11 protein-coding genes are annotated in these 14519 nt (G+C 55.7%); 8 read left to right on the top strand and 3 right to left on the bottom strand.

All coding sequences use genetic code 11. The features are described from left to right. Nucleotides 1-11: 11 nt before the first annotated feature. Both glgA and glgB read right to left on the bottom strand, forming a co-directional pair. A complete protein-coding gene (gene glgA / locus ACN0XM_RS09215; protein WP_417566647.1) occupies nucleotides 12-1463 on the bottom strand; it encodes a glycogen synthase GlgA in 1452 nt (483 codons plus the stop codon). Beyond that, nucleotides 1460-3346 carry a 1,4-alpha-glucan branching protein GlgB gene (gene glgB, locus ACN0XM_RS09210; protein ID WP_417566646.1) on the bottom strand — a complete coding sequence of 629 codons (1887 nt, stop codon included), beginning with the start codon at nucleotides 3344-3346 and terminating at the stop codon, nucleotides 1460-1462. Before glgB ends, glgA begins: the two co-directional genes overlap by 4 nt. A gap of 190 nt (nucleotides 3347-3536) precedes the next feature. On the opposite strand from glgB, the gene glgC reads away from it, so the two are divergent. The 5 genes from glgC (at nucleotide 3537) to glgP (ending at nucleotide 11092) form a co-directional block, all read left to right on the top strand. After that, nucleotides 3537-4802 (top strand): glucose-1-phosphate adenylyltransferase, encoded by a 1266-nt coding sequence (gene glgC, locus ACN0XM_RS09205; protein ID WP_417566645.1) that lies wholly within the window; start codon nucleotides 3537-3539, stop codon nucleotides 4800-4802. Beyond that, entirely contained in the window at nucleotides 4792-6519 is a 1728-nt protein-coding gene (locus ACN0XM_RS09200; protein WP_417566644.1) for a glycoside hydrolase, read from the top strand. The genes glgC and ACN0XM_RS09200 overlap by 11 nt, the downstream gene beginning before the upstream one ends. Next, complete coding sequence (gene malQ, locus ACN0XM_RS09195) at nucleotides 6516-8009, top strand: 4-alpha-glucanotransferase (protein ID WP_417566643.1); 1494 nt, start codon at nucleotides 6516-6518, stop codon at nucleotides 8007-8009. Before ACN0XM_RS09200 ends, malQ begins: the two co-directional genes overlap by 4 nt. A gap of 100 nt (nucleotides 8010-8109) precedes the next feature. Next, entirely contained in the window at nucleotides 8110-8469 is a 360-nt protein-coding gene (locus ACN0XM_RS09190; protein WP_417566642.1) for a PilZ domain-containing protein, read from the top strand. Between the two features lie 100 nt (nucleotides 8470-8569). Beyond that, entirely contained in the window at nucleotides 8570-11092 is a 2523-nt protein-coding gene (glgP, locus tag ACN0XM_RS09185) for an alpha-glucan family phosphorylase (RefSeq protein WP_417566641.1), read from the top strand. Nucleotides 11093-11102: 10 nt separating this feature from the next. Here the strand turns inward: glgP and ACN0XM_RS09180 are convergent, their stop codons facing one another. Then, the gene (locus ACN0XM_RS09180) at nucleotides 11103-12515 is read right to left on the bottom strand and encodes a TrkH family potassium uptake protein (protein ID WP_417567074.1); all 1413 of its coding nucleotides are present in this window, start codon (nucleotides 12513-12515) and stop codon (nucleotides 11103-11105) included. A gap of 251 nt (nucleotides 12516-12766) precedes the next feature. Between ACN0XM_RS09180 and ACN0XM_RS09175 the strand changes: the two genes are divergently transcribed. The 3 genes from ACN0XM_RS09175 to ACN0XM_RS09165 are packed head-to-tail and all read left to right on the top strand — an operon-like array spanning nucleotide 12767 to nucleotide 14513. Further along, nucleotides 12767-13309, top strand: coding sequence for a porin family protein (locus ACN0XM_RS09175; RefSeq protein ID WP_417566640.1), 543 nt, complete (start codon nucleotides 12767-12769; stop codon nucleotides 13307-13309). A gap of 23 nt (nucleotides 13310-13332) precedes the next feature. Beyond that, nucleotides 13333-13908: an ACP phosphodiesterase gene (locus ACN0XM_RS09170; protein WP_417566639.1), complete on the top strand. Its 576-nt coding sequence runs from the start codon at nucleotides 13333-13335 to the stop codon at nucleotides 13906-13908. Beyond that, entirely contained in the window at nucleotides 13905-14513 is a 609-nt protein-coding gene (locus ACN0XM_RS09165; RefSeq protein ID WP_417566638.1) for an ATP-dependent zinc protease, read from the top strand. Before ACN0XM_RS09170 ends, ACN0XM_RS09165 begins: the two co-directional genes overlap by 4 nt. Nucleotides 14514-14519 lie beyond the last annotated feature (6 nt).

Raw genomic sequence — 14519 nt, 5'->3', positions numbered from 1 at the left:
TAATCCAGCTGTTAATGTTGACGATCTTTGAGGATGTTCCGGTAGAGGTCGCCATAATCACGGGCTCGCTGTTTCCAGGAATAGTCCGTTGCCATGCCGTTTTGCTGAAGCCGACGCCACTGTTTGCGTTGCCTGAAATACTCCAGTGCACGGTTCACTGCTCCCAGAAGTGCCGGGGCGCTGGCCTCGCTGAACCGGAAGCCGTTGGCCAAGTCGATCCCGACTTCCTGCGGGTCATTAACCGTGTCTGATAACCCGCCAACCCCGTGCACCACGGGCACCGTACCGTAACGGAGACTGTACATCTGGTTGAGGCCGCAAGGCTCAAACCGGGATGGCATCAGGAACAGATCGCAACCAGCGGTGATTCGGTGGGATAGCCCCTCGTCGTAACCAAGCGTCAGGGACATCTGCTCAGGCCATTGCCGTACCAGCAGTTTCAGGGGATCCTCGTAGCGTGCCTCACCGGATCCGAGAATCACAAACTGGCAACCCCGTTCCAGCAATTCGGGCATTACCGTAATCAGCCAGTCCACGCCTTTTTGCTCCACCAGCCGGCCAATAAATCCGAGCAACGGACCGCCATTGACCTCCAGGCCCAGCTCTTGCTGAAGCAAAGCCTGGCACTGGTTTTTGTTTTTCAGATGTTCGCGACCGTAATGAAAGGCAAGCTCGGGATCTTCCTCCGGGTTCCATACGCGGGTATCAATGCCGTTCAGAATTCCCGTCAACGCTGCCTCGCGATGCCGGAGGAGGCCATCAAGGCCACAGCCAAATTCCGGGGTCTGAATCTCCCGGGCGTAACCGGGGCTGACGGTAGTAATGCGGTCGCTGAACACCAGGCCGCCCTTGATGAAGGACAGCTGGCCATAAAATTCCAGCTGATCCAGGCGCCAGAGTGAATCCGGCAAACCGAGGGCCCGGAAGGTTTCGTGAGAGAAGATACCCTGATAGGCGAGATTGTGGATCGTGAAAACCGTGCCCGGCCGCTCCTGGCAGCGCTCCATAAAGACAGGAATAAGCCCGGTCTGCCAGTCATTGCAGTGGACCAGATCCGGTTTCCAAGTCACACCGGCATCGCCGGTAGCCATCATCGCACCGACTCTGGCAAACAGCGCGAATCGGTGAGCGTTATCCCACCAGTCTTTTCCCTCATCGCTTTTGTAGGGGTTTCCGGGCCGATCAAACAGCGGTGGACAATCCACCAGCCAGAGCGTTACCGGCGTACCCGGGAGTCGTGTCTGCCAAAGGCTGACACTGTATTGCCCGATCTGGAGCCGGACCTTTCTCCGGGAACCGGCTTTTCTGGCTGCCTTCAGGGCATCCGGGTAGCCCGGCAACAGAACCTGAACATCGTATTCGAGCCGGCAGAGTGCCGCCGGCAGACTGGCAGAGACATCAGCAAGACCGCCGGTTTTCACCAGTGGGTAGACTTCACTCGTGGCGAAAAGAACCCGAATCATAGAGTCGGCCTCAGGACAATCGCGCCCAGTGGCGGCAGCGTCAGTTCCAGTGACCAGTTGCGGTTCATCCAGGGTTGTTCGTCTGCAGCCATGGGGTAGGGGTTGCCAAGATTGCTGCCACCATAGTACTCAGAATCCGAATTGAAGATTTCCCGCCACGTGCCTCCCTGAGGAAGTCCGATGCGGTAATGATGGCGGGGCATGGGTGTGAAATTGACCACAATCACGGAGGTCTCGCCCTTGGCGGTTCGCAGAAAGCTGATGACGGATTGGGGGGAGTCGTGACAGTCAATCCAGTCAAACCCTTCGGGCCTGAAACTGTCACCGTGCAGGGACACCTCCCGGCGATAGAGCCCATTAAGATCCTGTACCAGGCGTTTGAGACCCTGGTGCTCCGGATAGGATAGCAGTGGCCAGTCCAGTTCCCGGGATTCGCTCCACTCCCGGCGCTGACCGAATTCACCGCCCATAAACAGTAGTTTCGCACCGGGATAACCGTACATATAGGTGAACAGCAAGCGCAACGAGGCCCGCTGCTGCCAATCGTCTCCCGCCATTTTGTTGATCAGACTGCCCTTACCATGGACTACCTCATCGTGGGAGAGTGGCAACAGAAAATTCTCTGTGAATGCATAGAGCAGGCCGAAGGTCAGCTTGTCATGATGGTATTGGCGGTACACAGGGTCCTGCTGGAGGTAATCCAGGGTGTCATGCATCCAGCCCATGTTCCATTTCAGGTTGAAGCCGAGGCCGCCGATTTCCGGCGGCCGGGTAACCCGTGGCCAGGAAGTGGACTCCTCGGCGCAGACCAGGGTGCCCGGGAATCGGCTCTGGCAAACGCGGTTAAGTTCCCTCAGAAACTCGATGGCTTCCAGATTCTCATGACCGCCACGAACATTGGGCAACCATTCACCTTCCTTGCGGGAATAATTCAGATACAGCATCGAGGCAACGGCATCCACGCGTAATCCGTCGATGTGGAAGGCGTCGAGCCAGAACAGAGCGCTGCCTATCAGGAAATTCCGGACTTCATGCCGGCCGTAGTTGTAAATCAGGGTGCCCCAGTCCTGATGCTGGCCCTTGCGCGGATCCTCATGCTCGTAAAGAGCGCTGCCATCAAATCGGGCGAGGGCGTGCTCATCGGTCGGGAAGTGCCCGGGAACCCAATCCAGAATCACGCCGATGTTGTGGCGGTGACACTGGTCCACCAGATAACGCAGGTCGTCCGGTGTGCCGAAGCGGCTGGTGGGTGCATAGTAGCCGGTGGTCTGATAGCCCCAGGATTCATCCAGCGGGTGTTCAGTAATCGGCAATAGCTCAAGGTGGGTGAAGCCCAATTCCACGACGTAAGGGATCAGTTGGTCGGCAAGCTCTCGGTAGGTCAGCCAGCGCCCGGAGCCGTGATGGCGCCAGGAGGCGGCATGTACCTCGTAGATTGCAATGGGTGAGTCCTGCCAGTTCCACTGGCCCCGCCGGGCTATCCAGTCACCATCACCCCAGCGAAAGTGGCCACGCTCCGTCACCACGGCTGCGGTGGCGGGCCTCAACTCAAAGGCCTGACCATAGGGGTCGGCTTTCAGCAACTGACGGCCCTTGTCGGTAGTTATCGCGAACTTGTACAGCGCCCCGGTACCGATGCCCGGAATAAAGCACGACCACACCCCCATACCGTCATGCAGGTCCATGCTGTGGGCACCGGATTTCCAGTGATTGAAATCTCCGACAACACTGACTGCTTTCGCTTGGGGGGCCCACACCGCAAACCGGACACCCTCAACGCCCCCGCTTTTGCATACGTGAGCGCCCAGTACGTTGTAGATGTGCCAATGCCTGCCTTCGGCAAAGAGGTGAAGGTCGAATTCGCTGAGCGTTGGACTATCCATAGACCGTGCTTTTCCTAACCAAGTAGAGCTTCCATTTGACGGGCCTGCGCCTGTTTAGAAAATGACCCGAAACAAGTTTACGTCATAATTCCGTGATAGTGTTCTAATATGATTGCAGGTGTCAAAATAATGGCAAACCTTTACAGTTGAACGACCGGCTACAGGACAGGTTTTCTACAAGGAAGCAACTATGCAAACGGCCAAACGTTTTGTCAGTCGCCTTACTCGCCAAACTCTCGCATTGGTTCTTGCGGGCGGTCGGGGCTCCCGCCTCCATGATCTCACCAACTGGCGGGCCAAACCGGCGGTGCCGTTTGGCGGGAAGTTCCGAATCATCGATTTCCCACTGTCAAACTGCATTAACTCGGGTATCGGACAGGTTGGCGTTATCACTCAGTACAAATCTCACTCCCTGATCCGACATATTCAGCGGGGGTGGGGCTTTCTTCGAGGCGAACTGGGCGAATTCGTTGAGTTGCTACCTGCACAGCAGCGCATCGAAACTTCCTGGTATGAGGGCACAGCGGATGCGGTTCTGCAAAACCTCGACATTATCCGCAGCCACACCCCTGAATACGTGCTCATCCTGGCTGGCGACCATGTTTACAAGATGGACTATGGCACCATGCTGGCCGCCCACGTTGAGAATGATGCCGATATCACCGTGGGTTGTATCGAGGTGCCTGTTGACGAAGCCTCTGCGTTCGGGGTCATGTCGGTAGACGATGACTTCATGGTTACTGAATTTATCGAAAAACCGGAAAAACCCAAACCGATGCCCGGCCAACCCGGCAAGGCGCTGGCTTCCATGGGTATCTACGTGTTCAGCACCCAGGTGCTGTTCGATGAACTGATGCGCGACCACAAGATGAACAGCGACTCTACCCATGATTTCGGCAAGGATATTATTCCTTCTGTGATCAAGCGCCTGCGGGTAATGGCTTTTCCGTTCCGGGATCCAGTAAACGATAAGTCCGCATACTGGCGGGATGTTGGCACGATTGATGCCCTCTGGCAGGCTAACCTGGAACTGATTGATATCAGCCCTGAGCTGAATCTCTACGACTCCCATTGGCCTATTTGGACGTACCAGGAGCAATTGCCACCGGCAAAGTTTGTCTTTGACGATGCCAGCCGTCGAGGCACGGCGGTGGATTCCATGGTGGCAGGAGGCTGCATTGTCTCCGGCGCCCTGGTGAAGCATTCTCTGCTTTTCTCTCAGGTTAAGGTGCATTCTTACAGCAACGTCTCTGACTCGGTACTCTATCCAGATGTAGAGATTGGCCGCCATTGCCAAATTCGCAATGCCCTGATTGATCGTGGCTGCCGCATTCCGGAAGGGTCACGCATTGGGTTTGATCCAGTGGAGGACGGCAAGCGGTTCCATGTGTCTCCCAAAGGGATCGTGCTGATCACGCCCGAGATGCTCGGACAGGATTACCCCCATGGTCTCTGATACCCACATCCCGGTTGTGCTTTGCTGGCACATGCACCAGCCTTCTTATCAGGACATGCGTACTGGCCAGTTCCTGTTTCCCTGGGTGTATCTACACGCCATCAAGGACTACAGCGATATGGCGGCCCATCTGGAGAATGAGCCCGGGGCGAAAGCAGTGGTCAACTTTGCCCCGGTCCTGCTGGAACAAATTGAAACCTACCTGATCCAGATTGAACAGTGGCGCCATGGCGCAGGGGAGATCGGCGACCCGTTACTCGCGGCTCTGGTAGCCGAGGAGCTTCCGGAAACCGGCACGCCAGCGTTCCTTGGACTTATTGAGAAATGCCTGAGAGCAAACCAGGATCGGATCATCAAACGCTATCCTGCCTTCGCTCGACTTGCTGAGCTGACCGACGTTTACCGGAAAAAACCGGAATTGCAACGGTATATCTCAAGCCGGTTCCTGTCGGATCTCCTGGTCTGGTATCACCTGGGCTGGATGGGCGAAACCATTCGCCGAGAAAATCACTGCATTCAGAGCCTTCAGGAAAAAGGTCACGACTTCACCATGGACGACCGAAGAGCTCTTTTGAACGTCATTTTTGATGTGTTGTCCGGCATCGGGCCGAGATACCGGCACTTGGCCCAGAAAGGCCAGGTAGAGCTGTCTGTCAGCCCCTACACCCACGCCATGCTGCCGTTGCTGCTGGAACTTGAATCTGCCAGGGAAGCCATGCCGGACATCGCTTTGCCCGTTCACAGCAATTACCCTGGTGGAAACGAGCGGGCAGGCTGGCAGCTCCAACAGGCGAAAACGGTATTCAACCGATTTTTCGGCATTGATCCCGCCGGCTGCTGGGCATCCGAAGGCGGCCTCAGCCAGGCGACACTCGCGTTGCTGGACGACCAGGGATTCCGCTGGACTGCCAGTGGGGATTCGGTGGCTCATAACAGTCTGAGTCAGGCACGGGAAAATTATCCTGACATGCCGGATTCTGGAATCCACCAACCTTACACCTTCGGCGAATCCTCAGTGTCTGTTTTCTTCCGGGACGATGGCCTTTCTGACCTCATCGGCTTCACCTATGCCGACTGGCATGCAAAGGATGCCGTGGGTGACCTGGTCCATCACATGGAGAATATTGCCGGGCAGCTCAGGGGCAAATCCCGTCCGGTGATTTCCATCATCATGGATGGTGAAAACGCCTGGGAATACTACCCTGAGAATGGCTTTCATTTTCTGAATGAACTGTACCGGGTTCTTGCCCACCACCCAAAGCTGAAACTGACCACCTACAGCGATCTGGTGGCGCATCCAGTCACTGAGCCGACCCATCTGCCGCACCTGGTGGCCGGCAGCTGGATCTACGGCACCTTCTCCACCTGGATTGGCGACCCGGACAAGAACCGTGCCTGGGACCTGCTCTGTGAGGCAAAGATCCATTATGACCGGGTGATGGATAACGGCATCCTCAATGCAAAGCAGAAAGACTCCGCCAGAGCACAGCTGGCTATTTGCGAAGGCTCTGATTGGTTCTGGTGGTTCGGTGATTACAACCCGGCACAGATCGTGAGCGATTTCGAGCACCTGTACCGCCGCCACCTGGTGAATCTGTACGAGATGATCGGTTATCCGGCCCCACCGTCCGTGTTCCAGCAGTTGAGCCAGGGCAGCGGCGAACCGGCTCGTGGAGGCGCCATGCGACAGGGCCATGAAACGGATAAACCGGCATGACCCTGGACCGCAACGACGACCTGTTCAGTACTCGCCGAGCCGGTGTGTTGCTCCACCCGACCTGCCTGCCCGGCCCGTGGGGTGTTCTGGGCGTGAGCGCCCGCACCTTTGTCGACTTTCTGGCGGACAGCGGCCTGAGTATCTGGCAAACGCTACCTATCGGGCCAACCCACAGGGACCTTTCGCCTTATCAGTCTCTCAGTGCTCATGCAGGCAATCCGGACTTCATTGATTTGTTGGAACTTGTTGAGGCCGGCTTCCTGTCACATTGGGAACTGTCGCAACCTGCGCCCTCGGCGCGTCATCAACTACTGACCCTCGCTGCGGAACGCTTTTTCAATACTGAAGGTACAGACCTGAACGGTCTCGATCAGCCTGGTTATCAGCATTTCCGAGAAAACAATGACTACTGGCTCGATGATTTCTGCCTGTTCTGTGCGATCCGGGAGGTTCAGGCTCTTCCAGGCTGGCTTCAGTGGCCGGAATGTCTAAGGGACCGGGACAAGCAAGCCCTACAGGACTTTATTGACCAGAACCGCTCTCGATTGGCCAGAATTCGGTTTGAGCAGTTTCTGTTCCAACACCAGTGGCAGGGCTTGCGAGATTATGCCCGGGGAAAAGGTATTTTGTTGTTTGGAGACATCCCCATCTTCGTTGCTCATGACAGCGCTGATGTCTGGGCCAACCGAAACCTGTTCAAGCTGGACGAGCGAGGCGAACCCCGGGCCGTTGCAGGAGTGCCGCCCGATTATTTTTCCCTGGAGGGCCAGCACTGGGGCAACCCGCTTTATAACTGGGAAGCCATGGCTGGCGATGGATACCAATGGTGGCTGGAGCGCCTGGAGAGCCAACGCCACCTGTTTGACTTGATCCGAATTGATCATTTCCGTGGTCTGCAGGCCTACTGGGAGATTCCCGCTGAGACACCTGAACCCAAATACGGTTATTGGGTACCAGGGCCGGGCGATCATTTTCTTGAAGCCTGTTTCAGCCGGTTTCCGGATTTGCCTCTGGTGGCCGAGAACCTGGGCATGATCAGCGATGAGGTTGAAGAACTCCGCAAAAGATTCCGGCTGCCCGGAATGGCGGTGATGCAATTCGGCTTCGACGGCAGCCCGGATAACCCCCACCTGTTACACAACCATCATGAGCGGGATCTTGTATACACGGGAACCCACGATAATGACACCACACTGGGTTGGTACCAGAGTCTCGACGATCACACCCGGAGCAACGTAAACAGGTACCTGTGCACCTCCGGTGAGGGCATGCCGTGGCCTGTTATTGAAGCGGCTTTCCGGTCCGTATGCGCGCTGGCCATTGTTCCGATGCAGGATTTTCTGGGACTTGGAACGGAAGCCAGATTTAATACACCGGGAACCGTGGAGCACAATTGGATTTGGCAAATGAACTGGAATTTTTGTCGGAAAAGTCTGTCTACTAAGATTCATGATGCGGTGCGGCAACAAGGGCGCCTGCCGCGATGCTGATCGTTTTTTGACCGGCATCAAAAAGGCGCTTTCCATTCTTCGATATAAAACACGAGCAGTTTCGGCAATTGATGTTATTAACGAGTCACAGGGAGGAAACATGGAACACAGACTCAGTAAACGCGTCCAGGGAAAAATTGGCCTGCTGGTATATAAGCGGGGGATGCCCGTGGCAACCGGCCAGATTCGGGATGCATCGAAGCGCGGCCTGTTCATTGCGACAGACTACACCGATATTCAATTAAACCAGACCGTGGAACTTGAATTCCGCTTTCCTGAACAACAGGAAAGAAATGTTCGAAGATTAAAGGCCTATGTTGTTCGTAAATCAGACAAGGGCCTTGGCGTGGATTTTGACGGAGTCGAAAACGACAGTTTTGCCATCTCATCTTTGATGCAGTGGCTAAACAAGCACGCTATATCGATGGACTACACTCCCGCTCGCCGGCAAGCCCACTAAAACCTATCACGGAGGATTGATGGAACGATTCAAGGAAGGGGATGGCGGCTACACTGCCCATGAGCGTCTTCGCTCGCGTAACCGGAGCTAATCCTTGACCTTGGCAGCCTATACTCCTCGGTCCTTGCCGGCGTCCCTGGGCGGACTGTTTCAGCTGGCACTGGACCTGAGGTGGACCTGGCACCATGGCAGCGACGAGCTATGGCGTGCCCTTGAGGAAGAAACCTGGGACGCGACCCACAACGCCTGGCTGGTATTGAACAGTGTTTCCGGTGAAAAGCTGGACGAACTGGCTGAGGATCCGTCTTTCCTGAAACGCTATGGTGAACAGGTCGCGGCCCACCAGGAATTTGTACACGCCAACACCTGGTATTCCGATGATTGCGGTGGCGATCTTGGCCAGGGTATTGCCTATTTCTGCATGGAATATGGCCTCAGTGAATCCTTACCACTTTATAGCGGCGGGCTGGGTGTCCTTGCTGGCGACTATCTCAAGGCTGCCAGTGATCTGGGCCTGCCTGTTACTGCCGTGGGATTGCTTTTTCAGCAGGGCTACTTCCGCCAGGCCATCAGTACCGATGGCGAACAGCTGGAGTTCTATCCTTACAATGATCCCACGATGCTTCCAGTTTCTCCGCTTCGGGATGATGAAGGCCAATGGGTGAGGGTGGTTGTGCCGTTTCCGGGCCGGCATGTCCGATTACGTGCCTGGAAAGCGCAGGTGGGCCGCTGTGAATTGCTGCTGCTTGACAGCAACGATCCCCGCAATGAGCCCGGGGACCGGGGGATTACCAGTGAGCTCTACACCGGTGATAGGGAAAAGCGCCTGCAACAGGAAATGGTGCTGGGAATCGGCGGCTGGCGTTTGTTAAGACAACTGGGCCGACGCCCCGGCCTTTGCCACCTGAACGAGGGGCATTGTGCGCTGGCACTGATTGAACGGGCCTTCAGCTGGCAGGACGAGCATCAGAGCGACTTTGAGACAGCCCGAACGGTCACCCGGGCAACCAACCTGTTCACCACCCACACCTCGGTGGCCTCTGGTTTCGACCACTTCTCCGGCTCTCTCCTCCGGCTTTACCTCGCGCCCTGGCTTGAAGGCCGGGATCTGACTGCAGACCAACTGGTGGGCCTGGGTAGTGAGCGAGCAATAACCGTTAAGGATACTGGGGGCCAACGGCTGAACATGGCGTTGCTTGCCTTGAATATGAGCGGCCGGTTTAACGGGGTGAGCCGGATTCATCAAAAGGTCACACAAACCATTTTTCAGCCATTTTTCCCTCGCTGGCCAGCCGAGGACATTCCGGCAGACTATGTGACCAATGGCGTGCACACGCCGAGTTGGGATTCACCGGAATCCGACGCTATCTGGACCCGGGCCTGTGGCCAGGACCGTTGGCGCCGGCCGCTGCAGATGTACTGCCCGATGTCGACAATAACCGATGAAGAGCTATGGGAGATGAGGCGCCTACAGCGGAATCGGCTGATAGGCTACCTTCGTCGCCGTCTTTCCGGCCAGCATTGCGAGCAGAACCCGGTCAACAACCACGCGGCCGCCTGCGGGCTGTTGCTGGATCATGAAACTCTGACGCTCGGTTTTGCCCGTCGTTTTACCGATTACAAACGGCCCGATCTGCTGCTGAAGGACGAGGAACGGTTGCTCAGCCTTCTGGCGAGTCGCGACCGGCCCATACAGATTGTGCTTGCCGGAAAGGCTCACCCCTATGATCAACGAGGTAAGCAGATTATCCGGCAATGGAAAGCCTTTTCAAGACGGCAGGAAGTGGAAGGCAAAGTGGTGTTCATTGAAGATTACGATCTAGGTGTGGCCAATCAGCTGATCCAGGGTGTGGATGTATGGCTGAATTGCCCGCGTCACCCATGGGAAGCCTGCGGCACCAGCGGTATGAAAGTGTTGGTCAATGGTGGCCTCAACCTGTCCCAGTATGATGGCTGGTGGGCGGAGGCGTACAACTCGGATGTCGGCTGGGCCATCCGACCCGGTGCCACCTTCGAGGAGCTGCGTAGTTCGAGCGAGCACGATCTTTCAGACGCCCGGGAACTCTTCGATTTGCTGGAGCGTGAGGTGATTCCCGGTTTCTACGATAGGGATGAGCAGGGCATACCTCGGAAATGGTTGGAGCGTATCCGGGCCAGTATGGACCAGCTTACGGCCGCCTATTCAGCCAACCGGATGGTTCGAGAATACGTAGAACGGTTCTACCTCCCAATGGCGGAAACCGGAAAGCAGCGAAGCCTGGAGACGGCGGCAGACATTCTAAATGGGCAACGGGAGATCGCCCGGCACTGGCCGCGGCTAAGATTCGGTGCGTTCAACGTCATTGACGCGGAGGGTAGCCAGACTTTTGCAGTAGAGGCTTATCTGGATGGCATCGATGAGCAGCGAATTGCCGTGGAACTCGTGGCAGAAGCCTCTGAATACGGGGCGAGAACAGTGACTGCCATGGCGATGCAGCACCCGCTCAGTGGATCGGCGCACAGCTATCTTTACGAGTGTTCAGTGCCATCACGCCCGGAAGGCCATTACACCCCACGCTTGCGGGTGAAGGATGATCGTATGAATCTTCCTCTGGAGAACCCCGCCGTGCTTTGGCTTAAATAACAGCCCCCACTCAGGTGCGCCAGAACGCCGGCGAAAGCACAATTACCACGCTCAGAATCTCAAGACGGCCCATCAACATCCCTACCGCAAGTACCCATTTGGCGGCATCGGGCAGTGCGCTGAAATTGCCTGCCGGCCCAATGATATCGCCCAGGCCCGGGCCGACATTGGTCAGCGAGGTGAGGGCGCCGGAAAGCGATGTTACGAAATCCAGCTGCATCGCCGCCAGCGCAACCGTTATCAGCAAAAGGCAAAGCAGAAAAATAAAGGTGTAAGCAATCATGGACGAAATGATTTCATCGCTTACTCCGCGGCCATTGTAGTTACGGGTAAGCACCGCCCGGGGGTGCAGCAGACGCATCAACTGCTCACGCAAAATGATCAGCGACAGCTGGAACCGAAAAATTTTCATACCACCGGCAGTGGAGCCGGAGCAGCCGCCCACGAACATCAAGAAGAAGAACAGGACAAATGCCAGCGGCCCCCAGGCTGAATAGTCCTCAGAGGCGTACCCGGTAGTGGTTACCACGGAAGTCACATTGAAGAGAGTTGCGGCATAATTATGAAGTGGGTCGAAGGGGACAGGAGACACCAGCCAGCGGTACAACGTTAATAACATAGGCACGATGAACAGGATCGTCAGAAACAGACGAACCTGCTGGTCCCGGAAAAGCACCCCGTGCTGACCGTGTAATTCCCGCACAAACAGGAAGAACGGAAGACTTCCAATGATCATGAAAAAGGTGGCTTCCATCAGTATCAGATCACTGAATTTGCCCATGGACAGATCAGACGTTGAGAAGCCACCCGTGGCAATGCTGGTTAGGCCGTGGTTGAACGCATCGAACAGCGTCATGCCAGAAAACCAGTAAGTCATCACCGCAATAATCGAGAAGGCCATATACACCAGTAACAGGCCGCGGCTGAGAGATTTCATCCTCGGCAGGGCTTTGTCTGTCCACTCGGAGGACTCGGTGGCAAACAGACGCATGCCGCCCACACGCAGGAACGGCAGGACTGCCACGAACATCCCGATGATCCCGATACCCCCGATCCACTGCAGAATAGAACGCCAGATCAGCAGATCCATGTCCATGGTATCCAACCCACTGAAGACGGTTGCGCCAGTGGTAGTAATTCCGGATGTGCCCTCAAAGAACGCATCGGCGGCGGAAATGTTCAAGTCGCTCAGGTAAAAAGGCAGAGAAGACAACAGCGCGATAATGAACCAGGACGAAACCGTAAGCACAAACATGTAACGAGGTTTCAGGTCCCTTGGTTTCCGGTAGGTCGTGGCCATGCCCAGAATGCCCAGGCCACAGACAATCGCAGCAGATTCAGCAAATGCCTGGGCATTCGGCGCTACAAAGCCCGCCAGCAAAATGACGGGTAATGTCATGAAGATGCTGAGTAGCACAAACATGACGCTGACGATGAAAATGACGGGGTAAAGATTTCTCAAAGGATGCTCGAGCCAGCTGATACCGGGAGACGGCGTCAGAATACCTGTGGCTTTGGGTTACCGCAAGGTAACACCTTGCGCATCCGGAAATTACCGGGGAATTAAATTGGTGTAAATATCGGGTAAATGCGGATCTTACCGATGGCAAATCCCGTGAGTGTGGTGCAAGTTGATTCTGGCACACCGAATGATTCGGTTAAGGAGAAGTGATAATGAAACATACACGTTCACTCGCTGTAGTATTTGCTTGCGGCCTAGCGGCTGCGGGCAGCGTCAGTGCCCAGGACATGTACAAATCCGGTGTTGGCGGTCTCTACACGGGGCTCAACTACACCTTCATGAACCTTGAAAGTGGCAATGCGGATGCTGATGTCGGTACGCTCTCGGCCAAGGTTGGAGTTATGGCGACTCCGTTCCTCGGAATTGAAGCCCGGGGTGGCTTTGGTGTGGATGACGACCGGATTGGCGGGGTCGATTACTCGTTGGACAACTTTTTCGGCGGTTACGCCACCTTCAACCTGGTTAACGAATCCCCGATTACGCCCTATGCGGTTCTCGGGTTCACCCGAGTGGAGATTCAAGCGGATTCGCCCTTTGGAACCGTTACCGAGGATGAATCCGATGTGTCCTACGGCATCGGCATGAATATGGAGTTTGCCCCGAACCTGTCGGGAAACCTCGAATATATGCGTTATTATGAAGATAGTGATGCCGAAATTGACGGTCTCGGTGTCGGCATTCAGTTCAACTTCTAAGACCAGGCCGCCGGGGAGACTGCTTGAATCATCTGGCCCACGTATTTCTTGCGCCTGATTCACCCGAAGCCCGGGTGGGCAGTATCCTCGGTGATTTCGCCCGGGGTGTCGATATAGCGGCACTCCCGTACGCAGTAAGGCAGGGTGTTCGTCACCATCGAGCGGTGGACAGTTTCACTGACCAGCATCCCGATGTCCTAGCCAGCAAACAGGTTTTCTCCCGGCAACGTCGACGGTTTGCAGGTGTTGCTCTGGATATTCTGTACGACCACTTCCTCCTCAAGCACTGGAGCCGGTTCAGCGAACTTGAGCAAGACCAATTTATCCGCCTCATCTACTGGGAATTGCAGGAGCACGAGCACCTGATGCCGTCGCCCATGGCAAGGGTTACCCGAAGGATGGTCGGGTACGACTGGTTTGGTGCCTACAAGGATCTGGAGCGGGTAGGCTACGCTCTTGATCGCGTTGCGGATCGCATCCGCTTCCGGAACAGTTTTGCCGGTATCATCACGGAGATCCAGACGAACCAGGCTGAGCTGGAACAGAATTTTCTTTCGTTTTTTCCAGATTTACAGAAGTTTGCAGGAGATATTGAATGAGGTTTCTGAACAAGACAGTGCTGGTTACAGCATTGCTCTGTTTTTCGCCGTTACTGTATTCAGCAGACTCCGACGAAAACCGTGAGAACCGCACTCCGGAAGTCCTCGGTTTTGTTGAGTGGGTGGTTATGAAAGATACCGCCCTTCGGCTCAAATCCCGCCTGGACACAGGCGCCAAAACGTCGTCCTTGCATGCCGTCAACGTGGAGCCATTTGAAAAAGATGGTGAAGAATGGGTGAGCTTTCAGATTCCCCTCGGCGACCACGAAGATCAGCCCACCGAAGGCGAGATAGAGCACGAGAGCATCATCCTGGAGTTTGAGCGCCCGGTTGAGCGAACCGTTCTGATCAAACGCAAAGGTGCGCCATCCCAGAGACGATACGTGGTGCGCATGGAGTTCTGTATTGGGGGTAGCATTCACGAAACCCAGTTTTCACTGGCCGACCGGGGCCGCTTTTCCTACCCCGTACTGCTTGGTCGACGCTTCATGCGGGATGACCACATTCTTGTGGACTCCACCGACAGCTTCATGGCCAGCAAAGAATGCGATTACAGTAGCCTCGAGGAACTGGCAGAGGAGAGCCAAGCTCAAGTAATCCGCTGAGCTTTG

The sequence above is a fragment of the Marinobacter sp. genome (genome assembly GCF_048269445.1).
GTDB lineage: Bacteria > Pseudomonadota > Gammaproteobacteria > Pseudomonadales > Oleiphilaceae > Marinobacter.
The sequence above is the reverse complement of the archived record's forward strand: the minus strand, read 5'-3'. Positions and strand labels throughout refer to the sequence as shown.